The 19,534-nt window shown below is 43.8% G+C and carries 15 protein-coding genes and 1 pseudogene; 14 read left to right on the top strand and 2 right to left on the bottom strand.

Annotation, left to right across the window (positions count from 1 at the left end):
- Nucleotides 1-81: 81 nt before the first annotated feature.
- Nucleotides 82-861 (top strand): lantibiotic ABC transporter ATP-binding protein PsdA, encoded by a 780-nt coding sequence (psdA, locus tag NSQ83_RS18310; RefSeq protein ID WP_041338869.1) that lies wholly within the window; start codon nt 82-84, stop codon nt 859-861.
- A complete protein-coding gene (gene psdB / locus NSQ83_RS18305) occupies nt 836-2,776 on the top strand; it encodes a lantibiotic ABC transporter permease PsdB (RefSeq protein WP_069837800.1) in 1,941 nt (646 codons plus the stop codon). Before psdA ends, psdB begins: the two co-directional genes overlap by 26 nt.
- A gap of 37 nt (nt 2,777-2,813) precedes the next feature.
- Here psdB and NSQ83_RS18300 read toward each other — a convergent pair whose 3' ends face one another.
- Entirely contained in the window at nt 2,814-3,791 is a 978-nt protein-coding gene (locus NSQ83_RS18300; RefSeq protein WP_339238742.1) for a D-glycerate dehydrogenase, read from the bottom strand.
- Between the two features lie 382 nt (nt 3,792-4,173).
- Between NSQ83_RS18300 and NSQ83_RS18295 the strand changes: the two genes are divergently transcribed.
- Complete coding sequence (locus tag NSQ83_RS18295) at nt 4,174-4,767, top strand: carbonic anhydrase (protein WP_088467408.1); 594 nt, start codon at nt 4,174-4,176, stop codon at nt 4,765-4,767.
- Nucleotides 4,768-4,785: 18 nt separating this feature from the next.
- Nucleotides 4,786-6,378, top strand: coding sequence for a SulP family inorganic anion transporter (locus NSQ83_RS18290; RefSeq protein WP_204551390.1), 1,593 nt, complete (start codon nt 4,786-4,788; stop codon nt 6,376-6,378).
- 26 nt (nt 6,379-6,404) lie between these two features.
- Here the strand turns inward: NSQ83_RS18290 and NSQ83_RS18285 are convergent, their stop codons facing one another.
- On the bottom strand, nt 6,405-6,725 hold the full coding sequence (locus tag NSQ83_RS18285; RefSeq protein WP_003242570.1) for a MazG-like family protein: 321 nt from the start codon (nt 6,723-6,725) through the stop codon (nt 6,405-6,407).
- Nucleotides 6,726-6,841: 116 nt separating this feature from the next.
- Between NSQ83_RS18285 and NSQ83_RS18280 the strand changes: the two genes are divergently transcribed.
- The 10 genes and pseudogenes from NSQ83_RS18280 to pgmB all read left to right on the top strand — a co-directional run bounded on the left by NSQ83_RS18280 (nt 6,842) and on the right by pgmB (nt 19,496).
- Nucleotides 6,842-7,417, top strand: a complete 576-nt coding sequence (locus NSQ83_RS18280) for a TIGR00730 family Rossman fold protein (RefSeq protein WP_014665480.1) — start codon at nt 6,842-6,844, stop codon at nt 7,415-7,417.
- A gap of 205 nt (nt 7,418-7,622) precedes the next feature.
- The gene (locus NSQ83_RS18275; protein WP_029318349.1) at nt 7,623-8,573 is read left to right on the top strand and encodes a LacI family DNA-binding transcriptional regulator; all 951 of its coding nucleotides are present in this window, start codon (nt 7,623-7,625) and stop codon (nt 8,571-8,573) included.
- A gap of 112 nt (nt 8,574-8,685) precedes the next feature.
- Nucleotides 8,686-10,455: a maltogenic alpha-amylase gene (gene mdxD, locus NSQ83_RS18270; protein WP_198878469.1), complete on the top strand. Its 1,770-nt coding sequence runs from the start codon at nt 8,686-8,688 to the stop codon at nt 10,453-10,455.
- Nucleotides 10,456-10,550: 95 nt separating this feature from the next.
- On the top strand, nt 10,551-11,804 hold the full coding sequence (gene mdxE / locus NSQ83_RS18265) for a maltodextrin ABC transporter substrate-binding protein MdxE (RefSeq protein ID WP_017695263.1): 1,254 nt from the start codon (nt 10,551-10,553) through the stop codon (nt 11,802-11,804).
- A gap of 41 nt (nt 11,805-11,845) precedes the next feature.
- Nucleotides 11,846-13,153: a maltodextrin ABC transporter permease MdxF gene (gene mdxF / locus NSQ83_RS18260; RefSeq protein ID WP_088467405.1), complete on the top strand. Its 1,308-nt coding sequence runs from the start codon at nt 11,846-11,848 to the stop codon at nt 13,151-13,153.
- Nucleotides 13,154-13,990 carry a maltodextrin ABC transporter permease MdxG gene (gene mdxG, locus NSQ83_RS18255; protein ID WP_072175097.1) on the top strand — a complete coding sequence of 279 codons (837 nt, stop codon included), beginning with the start codon at nt 13,154-13,156 and terminating at the stop codon, nt 13,988-13,990.
- Between the two features lie 4 nt (nt 13,991-13,994).
- Complete coding sequence (locus NSQ83_RS18250; protein ID WP_198878470.1) at nt 13,995-14,879, top strand: DUF1189 domain-containing protein; 885 nt, start codon at nt 13,995-13,997, stop codon at nt 14,877-14,879.
- Complete coding sequence (gene mdxK / locus NSQ83_RS18245) at nt 14,857-17,130, top strand: maltose phosphorylase (RefSeq protein WP_198878471.1); 2,274 nt, start codon at nt 14,857-14,859, stop codon at nt 17,128-17,130. Before NSQ83_RS18250 ends, mdxK begins: the two co-directional genes overlap by 23 nt.
- Complete coding sequence (malL, locus tag NSQ83_RS18240) at nt 17,123-18,808, top strand: oligo-1,6-glucosidase (protein WP_198878472.1); 1,686 nt, start codon at nt 17,123-17,125, stop codon at nt 18,806-18,808. Before mdxK ends, malL begins: the two co-directional genes overlap by 8 nt.
- Nucleotides 18,805-19,496, top strand: a pseudogene (gene pgmB, locus NSQ83_RS18235) (beta-phosphoglucomutase). Before malL ends, pgmB begins: the two are co-directional and overlap by 4 nt.
- The last annotated feature ends 38 nt before the right edge of the window (nt 19,497-19,534 follow it).

Raw genomic sequence — 19,534 nt, 5'->3', positions numbered from 1 at the left:
ATTGGGGAGCGGAATTGCAAGAAAGTTCGATGGGAGGATGCTGACTTCCTTTTTATAATAAAGAAAAAGGAGGAGCAGAACATGAACGTGTTGCAAACAACGAACCTATCGAAAACATACTATTCAAATAAAGGAACAATATCATACCAAGCGCTCAGCGCCTTTGATCTCAGTGTGTCAAAAGGAGAATTTGTCGGGATTATGGGGCCGTCGGGAAGCGGAAAAACCACGCTCCTGAATTTGCTGGCTACCATTGATAAGCCGACCCAGGGCGAGATGATGATCAACGGCATTCAGCCGAAAACGTTAAAGGACCAAGAGCTGGCTTTGTTTCGCAGAAGAGAACTCGGCTTCGTCTTTCAGGATTTTAATCTGCTTGATACGCTGACGATTCGTGAAAATATTCTCTTGCCGCTCGCATTGGATAAGGTAAAGCTGAGAGAAATGGAAGCCCGATTGGATGAACTGGCGGATACGCTGCAAATCAAGCATATTCTCGATCACCGCACATATGAGGTGTCGGGCGGACAGCAGCAGCGGGCAGCCTGTGCCAGAGCGATTATTCACAATCCGGCGCTCATTCTTGCTGATGAACCGACAGGAAACCTCGACTCAAAATCGGCAAAGCAAGTGATGGACACACTGGCTCAGCTGAATGAGGAAAAGGAAGCGACGATTCTGTTGGTTACGCATGATGCCACAGCAGCAAGTTTCTGTAAACGAATTGTTTTTATTAAAGACGGACGTTTCTTTTCAGAGATTCACAGAGGAACAAACAGGCAGGTGTTTTATCAAAGTATATTGGATACCTTGAGTGTGTTGGGAGGCGATTTTCATGAATTTGAGAACTATCGCCCGTAAAAACATTCTTGGGAATCTGCAACGGTATGTGGCCTACTTTTTAAGCTGTGTGTTTGCCGTTTCGGTGTTTTTTGTCTTCACATCATTTATTTTTCATCCTGATGTCAATGAAGACAATATATATGGCGGAAGCCTTGTCAAAACATGCTTGAGCGCAGCTCTTGTCGTCATCATTGTGTTTTGTATATTTTTCATCACATATTCCAATTCAGCGTTTTTGCAGGCAAGAAAGAAAGAGTTTGGGCTGCTGACACTGTTTGGCACATCAAAGCAGCAGCTTCGCAAGATGATTTATTATGAGCAGTCACTTATTTCTCTTGCGGCGATTGCGGCCGGCATTGGAGCAGGCCTGTTATTTTCAAAACTGTTTTTTATGATTATGACATGGATGCTCAGCGTGAAGGTGCCGATTTCGTTTGCCATTGTGCCGAAAGCGTTTGTGATGACAATTGCCGGCTTTCTCATCCTGTTTCAGACGCTGCTCATTTTATCACTGGGACGGATTCGGAAGCTGGAAATCATTGAACTGATTAAATCGGCCAAAAAGCCGAAAAGTTTGCCGGTTTATTCGAAATGGCTCACTGTATTGTCTTTGCTATGTCTTGGCAGTGGTTATTATCTATCTGCAACAGCCAATGCCATTGACATGATGTTTCGGGTATTTCCAATTTTGATTTTAGTGTTAGTTGGCACGTATTTCTTTTTTACACAAAGCAGTGTGGCGTTTTTCCGCATGCTGTACCGAAAGAAACACAGCTTCTACAAAGGCACGAATATCATTGTGCGTTCCAACATGATATTCAGGCTGAAGGATCATGCACGCATGCTGTTTTTAACCTCTGTCATTACAGCGGTCATACTAACAGCTACAGGTGTCATCTATATGTTTTATTCCGATTTACAAAGGCAGGAGGAGCAAAGCATTCCTCAGTCTGTTTCCTGGGTGGAAAAGGATGCTTCCCGCTTTCAGGTCATGAAGCCTGAGACAGCTGAGAATACATTGAAAAAAGCTCATGCTGTTATCAAGTATAAGGTGGATGCCACAGGGATTCCTGTCACTTTTCAGTCAGACTTGCCGTATGGAAATAAGAAGATGGAAGCGGAAGCTTTGCTGATTTCAGAAAAAGTCTATAATCAAGTCGCAAAGGAAAAAGGGTTCCCAGTTATTCATTTACAAGAAAATGAAGCATTTATTAATGTTTCTTTTCAAATGATGGTGAAAGACACATTTGGAGAAGGGGAAACAGCAGCATTTCATATGAAGTCAGGAAAAACCCTTTCCTACGTCATGAAAAAGCAGCAAAACAAAGGGATATTGATGTCTGTCGATGGAGTCAGCCGTTTACTGGTTGTCAGCGAAAAGAGCTTTGACAGTCTGTCACAGGATGTGCCGCTGAAGGAACAGATGAGAATGGTAGGTTATGAGCTTGAGCATTGGCAGGAGACGGTGGATGTCTCTGAAAAGCTTGAAAACATGGTGCCGAAAGAACATACATCTGATTTTCAAACACGTGCTCCTAGTTATCAAATTGTGAAGCAGGGAGTTGCATTAATGCTGTTTATTGGTCTGTTTGTCAGCGTGCTGTTTTTTATCGTGCAAGGAAGCATGCTGTATTTGCGGATGTTTACGGAAATAGAAGATACGAGAGTGCAGGTGTTAGCGTTAAAAAGGATAGGGGTTACGGACAAAGAGATTCACTCGATCCTTGGAAAGCAAATAGGATTTTTATTCTTCATCCCATTTATTGCAGGTACGATTCACGCCGGCTTTGCGTATGCAGCGTTAAGTAATATGCTGAATTCCAATTTATTTCTTGAGGCAGTAATTGTCATCTTCATTTATTTTGTATTCCAGGCTGTTTATTATATCGTCACCCGCCATATTTATAAGCGTGCTGTTCTTCAGCGTATGTAATATGAAATCCGGTCTGTTATCAGACCGGATTTTTGATTTATTGAAATTCTCTTGTGAGATTTTTCGGTGTTTGTCCTTGAATGGATGCGATCATATTTTCGGCAGCCTGTTTACACATGTTGAAGCGCACTTTAGCTGTTGCTGAACCGATATGAGGAAGCAGCGTGACATTATCCAGCTGCAGAAGCGGATTATCTTGGGAGACAGGCTCTTTTTCGTATACATCTAAGCCGGCTCCCCTGATCCAGCCTTCCTGAAGAGCGCGAACCAGTGCTTTTTCATCAACTGTCTTTCCCCGGGAAATATTGACGAAAATTGCTGAATCCTTCATCAACTTAAATTCGCGTTCTCCTATCATGTGATAGGTTTCATCAGTCAGCGGCGTAATGAGAAGAATAAAATCAGATTGCTCCAGCAATGTATCAAGCTCTGCATATTTAACGCCGATGCTGTCTTCTGTTTCTTGTTTGCGATGTCGGTTATGATAAAGCACTTCCATATCAAAACCAAATTTGGCGCGTCTCGCTGCTTGTTCTCCAATTCTGCCCATGCCGATAATGCCTAACGTTTGATGATGAACATCAATTCCGAAAAGCGCTTCCTCTTCCACGGTTCCCCATTTTCCTGCTCTGACAAAACGGTCCAGTTCGGCAACACGTCTGGCGGAAGACAGAATCAGTGAAAAAGCCAGATCTGCAACTGTGTCATCCAGTGTATAAGGTGTATGAGTCCCGACGACTCCTCTTTCTTTCATTGCTTCTATATCGAAGTTATCGTAGCCTACTGATTGGTTGCTGACCACTTTGAGCTTAGGCGCGTGTTCCAGCAATTCACGATTGATTGACGGCCCGGACGTCCCTGATGTTAAAAGTCCCTCCGCTTCTTTTAATTTTTCAAATAGCACGTCACTCGGAAGCGTATCCTCCTGCCATACTTCATAACGGCAATGTTCACCGATGAATGCTTCAATCTCTTCAGGAATCGGTTTTGTGATAAATACAAATGGTTTCAACAAGGCTCCCCCTTTATGGCTGTTGTCTATTTCATTATATCGAAAATAAATAGGTGTTAAAAATATAGCTGCGTTTTTTTAGTTTCTGGTTCTTTTGAACTTAAAATGAAGATCGAACAGCTATATCTGCTTAAAAAAGTTTTTTAATTATCAGAATTCACCCATATTTTTTGTCAGACAAATCATCAATATGCGAGCTGCAGCCGGATTATAGGATTCATTAAATATAAATTTTATTATCTTTGAAAGATATAAATGTTTATGTTTTGATTCTACAGTCCAATTATAGTGTCTTTTTTTGAAAGCCTTTTCTTGGCTTATTCCTATGCTATAATTCCTTACTGTAAGCTGGGTAAGAAGGCTTGCAAAATCATATGGATGGGAGATGAATCAAATGGTTTCTTTAACATCAATTTTGGAACACAATCAGCGGTTTGTCAGAGAGAAGAAGTATGAACCGTACAAAACGACAAAGTTTCCTTCAAAAAAGCTCGTCATTGTCACCTGTATGGATACAAGGCTTACAGAACTTCTTCCGCAAGCAATGGGGCTTAAAAACGGTGATGCTAAAATTGTAAAAAACGCGGGAGCCATCGTTTCTCACCCATTTGGAAGCGTGATGCGAAGCATACTGGTCGCGATTTATGAATTGCAGGCTGAAGAGGTATGCATTGTCGGCCATCATGAATGCGGAATGTCAGGGCTGAATGCGTCCTCGATTCTTGAGAAAGCAAAGGAACGCGGGGTGGAGGAGAGCTGCCTGAATTTGCTGACGAGTGCCGGACTCGATTTGAAAACGTGGCTGACTGGTTTTCACAGCGTGGAAGAAAGCGTTTCCCACAGTGTGAACATGATTAAGAACCATCCGCTGCTTCCGAAAAAAGTGCCGGTTCACGGGCTTGTCATTCACCCTGAAACAGGAAAACTTGATGTGGTCATTAACGGTTATGAAACTGAGCTAATAAACAATCACTCATAAGGGAGGTTATAACAAAATATGCGATTCTCAGGGAGATTCAAGGGATACAATTTACAGAAATTTCAGAAAGACTTAATTGCAGGTATCGTAGTAGGTGTCGTGGCAATTCCTTTAGGAATGGCGTTTGCCATTGCCTCGGGAGTCGAGCCCGAATACGGGCTGTACACTGTTGTTATAGCGGGGATTTGTATCTCTTTGTTCGGGGGATCTAAATATCAAATTGGCGGTCCGACAGGCGCCTTTGTCCCGATACTGTTCGGCATTATCATGCAGTACGGATTAGAGAATCTGCTGATCGCAGGGTTTATGGCAGGGGTAATGCTGGTGCTGTTTGGGCTGTTTAAGCTCGGAAAAATAATGAAATTCGTGCCTAAACCCGTTATCGTCGGTTTTACAGCCGGAATTGCCGTGCTGATCTTTACGGAACAAATCGCTAATTTTCTCGGATTGAGAAATGTTGAAAAACATGAGAACTTTCACCACAACATGTTTGAAATTGTACAGCAGCTCGGCACCTTTAACGTATATGCCATTTTGACAGCTGTGATCGGGCTCGTCATTTTGCTTGTATCCGCCAAGGTGATGCCTAAAGTGCCGGGCGCTTTGTTGGCGCTTCTTATTTCCACAGTGGTCGCGGTTGTCTTTTTCCCTGACCGCATGGCAACGATTGGGGCAACTTATGGAGAAATCCCCCGCCATTTGCCTGAATTTCAGTTTCCTGAGCTTACTTTGGATAAAATGGTTATGCTGTTTCCGGCTGCGCTTGTCATCGCGCTTCTTGGAGGACTTGAGTCGATTTTGTCCGCAATGGTCGCTGATAACATGAAGGGCTCAAAGCATGACAGCAATAAGGAGCTTGTCGGCCAGGGAATTGCGAATATGGCAGCGCCCCTGTTTGGCGGAATCCCGGCTACAGGAGCGATTGCGAGAACGGCGACCAATATAAAAAACGGAGCGGTTTCCCCAGTTTCCGGCGTCGTTCACGGCGTAGTCGTTCTCCTTGTCCTGCTTGTATTTGCGCCTTATGCGTCCCATGTGCCGCTCGCCAGTATGGCACCGATTCTCATGGTGGTCGCATGGAATATGAGTGAGCGCAAGGAAGTCGCAAACATGCTGAGACTGAAAAACGCTGATTCCTTTATTTTGGCGGCGACCTTCGCCCTTACGGTTCTGTTTGACTTAATCATCGGTGTGGCAACCGGATTGCTGCTTGCATTTGTGTTCTTTATCAGAAGAATGAGCGAAGCGACCCGCATCCACAATCAGGAATCGCATCCTGTTCTGGCGAAGAGAGAAGATCCATCTGTCAGCATGTATGCCATAGAAGGACCGTTGTTTTTCGGATCAATTGATTCCCTTGAATCGTCATTGCTGGAGCATGTACAGAAAAAACCGAAAACCCTCATTCTGCTCATGAATAAGGTGCACTATATGGATACGTCAGCTGAAGCGGTGCTTGGGAACATTATGAATCGGATTAAACGCCACAATGGAAAGCTGATGATTGTAGGATTGCAATCGCAGCCAAAGGAGCTGCTGCATAAAACAGGCCTTTTTCACAAAATAGGAAAGCAGCATTTCTTTGATCACCATGATGAAATCACAGGTTAAAAAAAGCGGCCATCGCGGCCGCTTTTTTATGCATGCTCAAATCGTTTTGTCAGTTTTTCTTGGTGGGCCTTCATGACGTCTTCTAAAGAGACACCATACATATCAGCAAGAATGGCGATATTTCCGATGACATCTCCCATTTCTTCAATCAATTCTTGTTTTTGCTCAGCGCGTGACGATTCTTTCTCATCCGGCCGGTCTCTGCCGATTTCATACGCCCTGACAGCCCGGGCCAATTCTCCGGCTTCCTCCATTAAAAAGCCGACGCGAATAAAAGGTCCGTATTCTGTCCAGCCTCTTTTTTCGTAAAACTCTTTCATCCATTTTTCTGCATCAGCCAGCTGCAACCTCATCACTCCTGCATTCTTTATGTATTTCATATTGATATTATCACATGAAGATGGGACAATATATAGTGTGTTTTTGAATGTTTAACACGATATATAGATGCGGAGATGACAAGATGAAAACCATTTGTGTATTTGCGGGATCAAACCCTGGGGGAAATGAAGCGTATAAAAGAAAAGCGGCAGAGCTTGGCACGTACATGGCTGAGCAGGGAATCGGCCTTGTCTATGGAGGCTCCCGCGTCGGCTTGATGGGCACGATTGCTGACGCGATTATGGAAAACGGCGGAACTGCAATCGGGGTCATGCCGAGCGGTTTATTCAGCGGGGAGGTTGTCCATCAGAATCTGACTGAGCTGATTGAAGTAAACGGGATGCATGAACGAAAGGCTAAAATGAGCGAGCTGGCGGACGGCTTTATCTCGATGCCGGGCGGCTTCGGTACATATGAAGAATTATTTGAAGTGCTGTGCTGGGCACAGATCGGCATCCACCAAAAGCCAATCGGACTGTACAATGTAAACGGATATTTTGAACCAATGATGAAAATGGTGAAATACAGCATTCAAGAAGGGTTTTCTAACGAATCACACCTAAAACTGATTCACAGCTCGTCACGGCCGGATGAGTTAATTGAGCAAATGCAAAATTATTCTTATCCGATTTTAGAAAAAAAGTGGACAGAAATTTAAAAAAGAGACTTTCTCATGGAAGTGGAGAGAATGAGTCTGCCACCTAGCGTATGAATCCATGAAAAATCGAGTGTTTTTAACAAAGTGAGGTTTCCTTAAGGGAAATCTCTTTTTTATTTCTCTTTTGCCTGCATCGTATATTTAACAGTAATAGAGGACTTTATCACTAGTTTGGATAATAAGCACAGATAAGGAGGGGATGAAAATGGCAACATTGTCAGATGTGGCGAAAAAAGCAAATGTTTCGAAAATGACGGTATCACGAGTGATCAATCACCCTGAGACGGTGACAGATGAATTGAAAAAGCTTGTTCATTCTGCGATGAAAGAGCTGAATTACATCCCTAATTATGCGGCGAGAGCGCTCGTGCAAAACAGAACACAGGTTGTGAAACTATTGATACTTGAGGAAATGGATACGACAGAACCATATTACATGAACCTGCTGACAGGAATCAGCAGGGAGCTGGATCGCAATCACTATGCTCTCCAGCTTGTAACAAGAAATTCTCTTAATATTGGCCAATGTGACGGCATTATTGCCACCGGCTTGAGAAAGAACGATTTTGAAGGTGTAATAAAAGCGTTTGAGAAGCCGCTTGTCGTATTTGGACAAAATGAAATGGGCTATGACTTTATCGATGTGAATAACGAGAAAGGCACTTTTATGGCAACCCGCCATGTTATGGGGCTGGGGGAGCGGGAAGTTGTCTTTTTTGGCATTGATTTAGATGAGCCTTTCGAACGTGCAAGAGAACAGGGGTATATACGGGCGATGAATAAAAGCTTTAAAAAATCGAATATGTTTCGGATCGACAACAGTTCTAAGAAAAGTGAAGGCCTTGCAAGAGAACTGCTGAAATCCATGGACAATCAAGCCGCATTTGTCTGCGCATCTGATCGAATCGCGCTCGGCGTCATTCGTGCGGCGCAATCCCTTGGAAAGAGAATTCCGGAAGACGTTGCGGTTACCGGGAATGACGGTGTGTTTCTTGATCGCATCTCCTCGCCGCGCTTGACTACGGTCAGACAGCCTGTTGTTGAAATGGGGGAAGCCTGTGCGAAAATGTTGCTGAAAAAAATGAATGAAGACGGTGCTGCACAAGGAAGTCTATTTTTTGAACCAGAGTTAATTGTACGAGAATCAACGCTGTAAGCGCCTTATTCTGTTATCGGTAACAGGGTGAAAAGGATTGTTGCCACAATTTCATCATGATACTTTCAAACTATGAGCCGGCTTCAATAAAACGGAAATCAAAGGGGGAAACATGATGGAATATGCAGCGATTCACCACCAGCCATTCAGCACAGATGCTTATTCTTATGATGGGCGGACTGTGCATATCAAGATTCGGACGAAAAAAGGTGATGCAGATCACATTCGATTCATTTGGGGTGATCCCTATGAGTACAACGACGGTAAATGGTCGGCAAACGAGCAGCCGATGAGGAAAATTGCTGCTACAGAAATGCATGACTATTGGTTTGCTGAAGTGGTGCCGCCATTTAGGCGTTTACAATATGCGTTTGTTGTAACAGACGATCATGAAGACATCTTTTTCGGAAGTTCGGGTGGATGCCCTTATAACGAAAAAACACTGGAAACGATTCATTATTACTTTAAATTTCCGTTTGTTCACGAGGCTGATACATTTCAAGCGCCTGAATGGGTCAAGTCAACGGTTTGGTATCAAATTTTTCCGGAGCGTTTTGCAAATGGAAGAGAAGACTTGTCACCGAAGAATGCATTGCCGTGGGGGAGCAAGGACCCGGACGTCAATGATTTTTTTGGAGGGGATTTACAAGGAATTGTTGACAAGCTTGATTATTTAGAGGATTTAGGGGTGAACGGCATTTATCTGACGCCGATCTTTTCCGCGCCTTCTAATCATAAATACGACACGCTGGATTACTTTTCTATTGATCCGCATTTCGGGGATCCTGAGCTTTTTCGTACATTGGTCAGCCAGCTGCATCAGCGGGGGATGAGAATTATGCTTGATGCGGTTTTTAACCATATAGGAAGCGCGTCTCCGCAATGGCAGGATGTCGTCAAAAACGGAGATCAATCCCGCTATAAGGACTGGTTCCATATTCACTCTTTTCCCGTCACAGACGACAATTATGACAGGTTTGCTTTTACAGCTGATATGCCGAAGCTAAACACGGCTAATCCCGAGGTGCAGAAATATTTGCTTGATATTGCTTTGTACTGGATTCGCGAATTTGACATTGACGGCTGGCGTTTGGATGTCGCAAATGAAGTGGATCACGCTTTTTGGAAGACATTCAGGCAGGCTGTAACTACTGAAAAGCCTGACGTTTATATTTTAGGTGAGATCTGGCATTCTGCCGAACCCTGGCTTAGAGGGGATGAATTTCATGCGGCGATGAATTACCCTTTTACAGAGCCTATGATTGAATACTTTGCTGACCAGACGATCTCAGCTTCACGTATGGCTCACCGTGTCAATGCACATTTGATGAATGGGATGAAGCAGGCCAATGAGGTGATGTTTAATTTACTGGATAGCCATGATACAAAGCGCCTTTTGACCAGATGCCGCAATGATGAGAAGAAAGCACGCGCATTGCTGGCCTTTATGTTTGCCCAGGCAGGTTCCCCCTGCATTTATTACGGGACGGAAATCGGGCTGGACGGCGAAAATGATCCATTATGCCGGAAATGTATGGTTTGGGAAAAGGAGAAGCAAAACCAAGACATGCTGCAATTTATGAAACGGTTAATTGCTTTACGCAAGCAGGAAAACACTTTATTGACTGAAGGACATCTTGAGTGGAATCTGCTGGACGACAAAAATGATTTTAATAGCTTTTCGCGGACTCTTGATGAAAAAATACTGATTTATTTCTTTAATCAAGGGAATGTGGTTCAACACGTCAGTTTACGAGAGTTGAATATTGATAGGAATAAGAAAATCTGTGATGCATGGACAGAGCAGCCACTTCATCATCACGATGTCATTGCCGTTCAGCCGGGAGAATTTTTGATTTTGAGTGCTGCTGCCCCTGTATAACATTCTGTTATCGGTAACAAATCGAAAGTTGTTGTAACCGCTTTCTATAGGACAATACAATTGTTATAGTTTCGTAAATAGAAGGGGGAAAAGAGATGGTTCTTTTAAAAAAGGGGTTCGCCATATTGGCGGCATCATTTCTGGCAATCGGCCTTGCCGCCTGCTCAAGTTCAAAAAATCCAGCAAGCGCTGATGGCAAAAAGGTGCTGACTGTGTCTGTCGAAGAAACGTATAAAGAATACATTGAAAGCATAAAAACAAAGTTTGAAAAAGAGAATGACGTCACAGTAAAAATTGTTGAAAAGCAAATGTTCGAACAGTTGGAGGCGCTTCCTCTTGATGGCCCGGCGGGTAATGCGCCTGATGTTATGCTGGCTGCATATGACCGGATCGGCGGTTTGGGACAGCAAGGACATTTGCTTGACATTAAGCCATCTCATACAAAAAGCTTTGGTGATAAAGAAATGCAGCAGGTGACAGTTGACGGCAAAGTGTACGGAATGCCGCTAGTCATTGAGACACTTATTTTGTATTACAACAAAGATCTTTTAAAAACAGCGCCAAAAACATTTAAAGACCTTGAAAAGTTAACGGAAGATCCTCGATTCGCGTTTGCTTCGGAAAAAGGAAAATCAACCGGATTTTTAGCAAAATGGACTGACTTTTATATGTCGTACGGCTTATTGGCTGGATACGGCGGATATGTGTTTGGAAAAAACGGCACAGATTCCGGGGACATTGGCCTGAATAACAAAGGTGCTGTGGAAGCCGTGAAATATGCGGAGAAATGGTTTAAAACCTATTGGCCGAAAGGAATGCAAGACAATTCAAGCGCAGACGACTTTATTCAGCAGATGTTTTTAGAAGGCAAAGCGGCTGCGATCATTGGCGGTCCTTGGTCAGCTGCCAACTATAAAGAGGCTAAATTGAACTACGGAGCGGCTCCCATTCCGACATTGCCAAATGGAGAAGAATACGCCCCTTTTGCTGGCGGGAAGGGCTGGGTTGCCTCGAAATATACAAAAGAGCCCGAGCTGGCTGAAAAATGGCTTGAGTATGCTGCAAATGATGCCAATGCTTACGCTTTTTATGAGGATACAAACGAAGTTCCGGCCAACACGGCTGCAAGGAAGAAAGCCGATGAGCAAAAGAATGAACTGACGTCAGCTGTAATTAAACAATATGAAACAGCAACGCCGACTCCAAATATTCCGGAAATGGCTGAAGTATGGACAGGAGCGGAAAGTTTAATTTTTGATGCAGCTTCAGGAAAAAAATCGACACAAACATCAGCGAATGATGCTGTAAACGTCATAAAGGAAAATATTAAAGAAAAGTATGTGAAATAAAACGGCGGGATAGCGTCCGGAAGAATAGAGGGCGGAAAAAAATGAATAAACATCACACACTTACAAAGCAAAAACGAAAGGCAGGGCTTTTATCGATCATTCCAGGACTTGGGCAGATTGCGAATCAGCAATTGTCAAAGGGGCTCTTATTTCTTGCCATCACAGGCTTGTTTGCTTTTGAATTATGCGTTTTCGGTATACAGGCGCTAACCGGATTGATGACATTGGGAAGTGTTCCCGGTGAAGACCACTCGCTGTTTATGTTGATTGAAGGCACGCTGCAATTGATCGTGACGGTGATTTTCCTCATGTTCTATATCTTTAATATCCATGATTCGCGTAAGACCGCCGCTATGAAAGCGGCGGGATTGGAGGTCAATACAACAGCCAAGGATATGATCTATCATGCGGGCGATAAAGGGTTTCCATATCTATTTACACTTCCGGCATATATCATGATGGTGTTTGTGATTATTTTTCCGGTTTTGGTGACTCTGTTTGTTGCATTAACAAACTATGATTTTTACCATATTCCGCCTAATCGTCTGATTGACTGGGTCGGGTTTAAAAATTTCTTAAATATTTTTTTCCTTGGCTCCTATCGTGAAACATTTGTGAATGTACTGGGCTGGACGGTTATCTGGACAATCTGTGCAACAACGCTGCAAATCATTTTAGGTATTGTGACGGCACTTTTCGTCAATCAGGATTTTATAAAAGGCAAGCGGATATTTCGAATGATTTTCTTATTTCCATGGGCTGTTCCGGCGTTTATTACAATCATGAGTTTTTCCAACATGTTTAACGACAGCATAGGAGCGGTGAATGCACAGGTGATTCCACTATTCAATCACCTGCCGTTTGTTGAGCTGCCTGCGATCGCGTGGAAGACTGATCCTTTCTGGACAAAGACAGCCCTCATTATGATTCAGACGTGGCTCGGCTTTCCATATATTTATGTCATGGTAACGGGAGTGCTTCAGGCGATTCCAGGTGAACTGTATGAAGCGGCAAAGATTGACGGGGCCACTTTTATTCAGCGTTTTCGGCATATTACATTCCCGATGATTTTATTTGCCACAGCACCCGTGATGATTACTCAGTATACGTTTAATTTCAATAATTTCTCGATCATCTATTTATTTAATGAGGGAGGGCCAGGCAGTGCGGGAGCCGGGGCCGGGTCGACCGATATCTTAATTTCGTGGATTTATAAACTGACAACAGGCACATCACCCCAATATTCCGTTGCGGCGGCTGTGACACTGTTAATTTCTTTCATTGTCATTGGAATTTCACTGATTGCTTTCAAAAAATCGAATGCTTTTGGCAATGAGGAGGTTATGTAGGTGAACGCGAGCACTGCCAGAATGCTTAATAAAATCTGTACGTATTTCTTTTTGACGCTTTTAAGTATTGTCATTATATATCCGTTGCTGATTACGGCATCATCAGCATTCCGGGTGGGGAATTCGGCGGCTTTTCAGCTCGATTTTTCGGGTTCTTGGACATTGGATCATTTTAAGCGGCTATTTGACGAAACGCTTTATCTCAATTGGTACAGCAATACACTTGTCATCGCGCTATCGGTCATGGTTTTGCAGGTTACGATTGTGACACTTGCCGGGTACTCGTACAGCCGCTATCGGTTTGCAGGCAGAAAAAAGAGTCTGATATTCTTTTTAATCATTCAAATGGTGCCGACAATGGCGGCGCTGACTGCTTTTTATGTCTTGGCGATGCTGATAGGCGCACTCGATCAATACTGGTTTTTGACAGCGATCTATATCGGCGGCGGAATTCCGATGAACACGTGGCTGATGAAAGGTTATTTTGATACTGTGCCGAGAGAAATTGATGAAGCCGCGCGAATTGACGGAGCGGGACATCTGAGGATTTTCGCTTCAATTGTTCTGCCGCTTGTTAAGCCAATGCTCGCGGTGCAAGCGCTTTGGGCGTTTATGGCACCGTTTGGCGACTATTTGCTGGCGAAATTTCTGCTTCGCTCACCGGAAAGGCTGACCATCGCTGTAGGATTACAATCCTTTATTTCTAATCCGCAGCAGCAAAAAGTAGCTCTATTTGCAGCCGGTGCCATACTAGCCGCACTGCCGATATGCGTCTTATTCTTTTTTCTCCAAAAGAACTTTGTGTCCGGTTTGACAGCCGGCGGAACAAAGGGGTAATTCAATGAAGAATCTGGAGAATAAAAGCTTTATCATCCGCTGCCTGAAGGCGGCTGCATCCCCATCAGGTGTTTGCCGCTACGGGAATACCTTCAGCTGGCTGCAGCTCTCTTTTCTCTTTATGTTTTTAACGGCCTGCTTAATGGCGCCGTTAGCGGTTTCGTTTGTGAAAATGGATCGCTTCAGCGTTGCATCTTTCATGCCGTCAGCGATTCAAGGAGTTAATGATCAATTTGCTGATCAATTGCAGGGTTTTCAAATCAGGAACGGAAAACTAACAGGCGGGAAGAGCTCTGAGAGGATTGAAGATGGGCAGAATGTGATGGCAGTCGATATGAAGCATGAATATGAGACAAGCGGTGAAAATGGGCGATTGAAAGTAACTGGATTTGAAAACGCCATCATATTTCAACCTGATCAACTGATGATCACCGATCAAAACGGAACGGGGTTTTCTGTTGGCTATGCGAAAATGGACGTTAAGCTCGAGAAACCAAACGCCCATGATGTAGAGGTTTTGATCGATACATTATGGTTGGCACAGTATAAGCCGATGATCATGATGCTGGCATATGCGGTAATCTTTATGATCCAGCTTTTGTTAACGTTTGTTCTTGCAGGTGGCCTCTGGATCACAAAAATATCAAACATGATCTCTATTGCGTCATTCAAGGAAGCAGTATCTACGGCGATTTGCGCCTCGGCACTGCCGGCATTTGCGGCAGCTGCTATCGGCATGGTTCATTTTGATTTGATTACTGTATTGATGATCCATTCGTGTGGCGTTACTTTGATGATTTCTTTTGCATTTAGATATTTAACCAAAACCCGCCGTGATAATGGAAACTTACATTCGGGAGGAAATGATGATAAATCAGCGGTTATTTGAGATTGATGAATGGAAAATCAAAACAAATACATTTAATAAGGAGCATACACGTCTGCTGGAAAGCCTGACGTCTCTTGCCAATGGCTATATGGGGGTCAGAGGGAATTTTGAAGAAGGCTATTCAGGCGACAGTCACCAAGGCACATATATTGCAGGCGTGTGGTTCCCCGACAAAACGCGAGTAGGCTGGTGGAAAAACGGGTATCCAGAATATTTCGGAAAAGTGATCAATGCGATGAACTTTATGGGCATAGGCCTATATGTTGACGGTGAAAAAATCGATCTCCATCAAAACCCAATCGAATCATTTGAGGTAGAACTCAATATGAAAGAGGGGATTCTGCGGCGAAGCGCTGTTGTCCGCATTCAAGATAAATCCGTCAGAATCAGCTCGGAGCGATTTCTTAGCCTTGCTGTAAAAGAACTCTGTGCGATTCATTATGAAGCGGAGTGCCTGACGGGAGATGCTGTCATTACGCTTGTTCCTTACCTGGATGGAAATGTGGCAAATGAAGATTCTAACTACCAAGAACAGTTTTGGCAGGAGGAAGCGAAAGGTGCTGATTCTCACAGCGGCCATTTAGCGACAAAAACAAACGAAAATCCATTTGGAACACCGCGCTTCACGGTTTTAGCCGCGATGGCAAACGAGACGGAGGGTTTTGTCAATGAAAGCTTTAAAACGAATGAAATGTATGTCGAGAATCGCTACAGTTATCAAACGAAAGCATCATTGAAAAAGTTTGTGATTGTCACGACTTCCCGTGATTTTCGGGAGGAAGAGCTTTTATCGAAAGCCAAGGAGCTTTTGGCGGATGTGGTTGAGTACGGCTATGAAAAAGCAAAACGGAGGCACACTGATCGATGGAAGGAAAGATGGGCAAAAGCGGACATTGAGATTAAAGGAGATGAGGAGCTTCAACAAGGAATACGCTACAACATCTTTCAGTTATTCTCGACATATTACGGGGGCGATGCCCGTTTGAATATCGGGCCGAAAGGATTTACTGGCGAGAAATATGGAGGTGCCGCATATTGGGATACTGAGGCATACGCCGTTCCGATGTATTTGGCGACAGCCGAGCCGGAGGTGACGAAAAACCTGCTTTTGTATCGCTATCATCAGTTGGAGGCTGCCAAACGAAACGCTGCAAAATTGGGGATGAAGGGGGCACTTTATCCGATGGTGACGTTCACAGGTGATGAATGCCACAACGAATGGGAAATCACCTTTGAAGAAATTCACCGCAATGGCGCGATCTGTTATGCGATCTACAATTATATCAATTATACAGGCGACCGTAACTATATGGAAGAATACGGGATAGACGTACTTGTGGCAGTCAGCAGATTTTGGGCCGACCGTGTTCACTTCTCGAAACGAAAAAACAAGTATATGATCCATGGCGTCACTGGGCCGAATGAATACGAAAACAACGTTAACAACAATTGGTATACGAATGTCATTGCGGCTTGGACGTTGGAGTATACTCTACAAAGTCTCGAAAGTATCTCAGCGGAGAAACGCCGCCTTCTGGATGTGCTGGAAGAAGAATTGAAAGTCTGGAGAGAAATCATCCAGCACATGTACTATCCATTTAGTGAAGAACTGCAAATTTTCGTTCAGCATGACACGTTCTTGGACAAAGACCTGCAAACAGTTGACGAATTAGATCCAGCGGAACGGCCCCTTTACCAGAATTGGTCATGGGACAAGATTCTCCGCTCCAATTTTATTAAGCAGGCAGATGTTCTCCAAGGCATTTATCTTTTTAATGACCGTTTTACAATGGAAGAAAAACGGAGAAACTTTGAATTTTATGAGCCAATGACTGTTCATGAATCAAGCCTATCGCCCTCTGTCCATGCGATTCTTGCAGCCGAACTCAAGCTGGAAAAGAAAGCGCTCGAATTATATAAGCGCACAGCAAGGCTTGATCTTGATAATTACAATCATGATACGGAAGAAGGCTTGCATATTACTTCAATGACGGGTAGCTGGCTGGCAATCGTTCATGGCTTTGCAGGCATGCGCACCGCGAATGAGACGCTGTCATTTGCTCCGTTTTTGCCGAAAGAATGGGACGAATATTCATTCAACATCAATTATCGAAATCGATTAATCAATGTGACGGTTAACGAAAAGCGCGTTATTTTTGAGCTTGTAAAAGGCGAGCCGCTGCACATGAACGTTTATGAGGAACCGGTTGTCCTAAAGGGACGATGTGAAAGGAGAACGCCTAATGAGTGAATGGTGGAAAGAAGCTGTCGTTTATCAAATTTACCCGCGCAGTTTTTATGATGCCAATGGAGATGGATTCGGGGATTTGCAAGGTGTGATTCAAAAGCTGGATTACATCAAAAATCTCGGGGCGGATGTCATCTGGCTCTCCCCGGTATTTGATTCCCCGCAGGATGACAACGGATATGATATCAGCGATTACAAAAACATGTACGAAAAGTTTGGGACAAATGAAGATATGTTTCAGCTGATTGATGAAGTCCATAAACGCGGAATGAAAATCGTCATGGATTTGGTCGTGAACCACACGTCGGATGAGCATGCTTGGTTTGCTGAAAGCCGCAAGTCGAAGGACAATCCTTACCGGGATTATTATTTTTGGAAAGATCCTAAACCGGACGGCTCAGAGCCGAATAATTGGGGATCGATCTTTTCAGGCTCAGCGTGGACATACGATGAAGGAACAGGGCAGTATTATTTGCACTACTTTTCGAAAAAACAGCCTGATTTAAATTGGGAAAACGAAGCCGTTCGCCGGGAAGTTTATGATGTAATGAGATTCTGGATGGATAGAGGCGTTGACGGCTGGCGGATGGATGTGATCGGCTCTATTTCTAAATACACCGATTTTCCGGACTACGAAACGGATCACAGCCGCAGCTATATTGTCGGCCGTTATCACTCTAACGGCCCCCGTCTTCATGAGTTTATTCAAGAGATGAACAGGGAAGTGCTTTCTCATTACGACTGCATGACAGTCGGAGAGGCAAACGGCTCTGATATTGAAGAGGCGAAAAAGTACACAGATGCAAGCAGGCAAGAGCTGAATATGATCTTTACATTTGAACATATGGATATTGATACAGAACAAAACTCGCCAAATGGGAAATGGCAGATCAAGCCGTTTGATTTGATTGCTTTAAAAAAGACGATGACAAGGTGGCAGACCGGGTTAATGAATGTCGGCTGGAATACCCTTTATTTTGAGAACCATGACCAGCCGAGGGTTATTTCCCGCTGGGGCAATGACGGGAAGCTGCGTAAGGAATGTGCGAAGGCATTTGCAACGGTTTTGCACGGCATGAAAGGAACGCCGTTTATTTACCAGGGAGAAGAAATCGGCATGGTCAACAGCGATATGCCGCTGGAGATGTATGATGATCTTGAAATAAAGAATGCATATCGTGAACTAGTCGTCGAAAACAAAACGATGTCAGAAAAAGAGTTTGTCAAAGCCGTGATGATAAAAGGAAGGGATCATGCGAGAACACCGATGCAGTGGGATGCCGGAAAACATGCGGGATTCACAGCCGGAGACCCGTGGATATCGGTAAATTCCCGCTATCAAGATATCAATGTGAAAGAGTCCTTGAAAGATCAAGATTCGATTTTCTTTTACTATCAGAAGCTCATTCAATTACGAAAGCAATATAAGATTATGATATATGGCGATTATCAGCTGTTGCAGGAGAATGATCCGCAGGTCTTTTCTTACCTTCGAGAATATCAAGGGGAAAAGCTTCTTGTCGTTGTGAATTTATCGGAAGAAAAGGCTCTGTTCGAAGCGCCTCCAGAACTGATTCATGAGCGTTGGAAAGTGCTGATTTCAAACTATCCGCAGGAGCGGGCTGACTTAAAGAGTATTAGCCTCAAACCTTATGAAGCTGTGATGGGCATTAGTATATGAAAGCGGTCATTTTTGATTTAGACGGAGTGATAACAGATACGGCTGAATATCATTTTCTCGCTTGGAAGCACATCGCAGAACAAATCAATATCCCTTTTGACAGAGACATGAATGAAAGGCTAAAAGGAATCAGCAGAGAAGAGTCACTTGAAAGCATATTGATCTTTGGCGGTGCGGAAACAAAGTATACAAATGCGGAGAAACAAGAGCTTATGCATCGGAAAAATCACGATTATCAAATGCTGATCAGCAAATTGACGCCGGAAGATCTTTTGCCGGGGATTGGCAGGCTCCTATGTCAATTGAAAAACGAAAATATAAAAATCGGGTTAGCATCTTCAAGTCGCAATGCTCCTAAGATTTTAAGACGTTTGGCAATTATCGATGATTTTGATGCCATTGTTGATCCGACGACTCTTGCGAAGGGTAAGCCTGATCCTGACATCTTTTTAACAGCTGCAGCGATGCTCGATGTTTCCCCTGCTGATTGCGCGGCAATAGAAGACGCAGAAGCAGGCATTTCCGCAATCAAATCTGCAGGGATGTTTGCGGTTGGTGTCGGTCAAGGACAGCCGATGCTTGGTGCTGATCTGGTTGTGAGGCAAACGAATGATTTGACGCTTGAGCTGTTACATGAGGAATGGGAGCAGTATAGAACAAAAAGTGTTTAAGGGAGTCAATTCCTTGAAATGAAAAAAACCTGCAAGAGACGCAGCTCTTGCAGGT

Source organism: Bacillus sp. PS217, assembly GCF_037963535.1.
Lineage (GTDB): Bacteria > Bacillota > Bacilli > Bacillales > Bacillaceae > Bacillus > Bacillus subtilis.
This window is presented reverse-complemented; position numbering and strand designations above follow the sequence as displayed.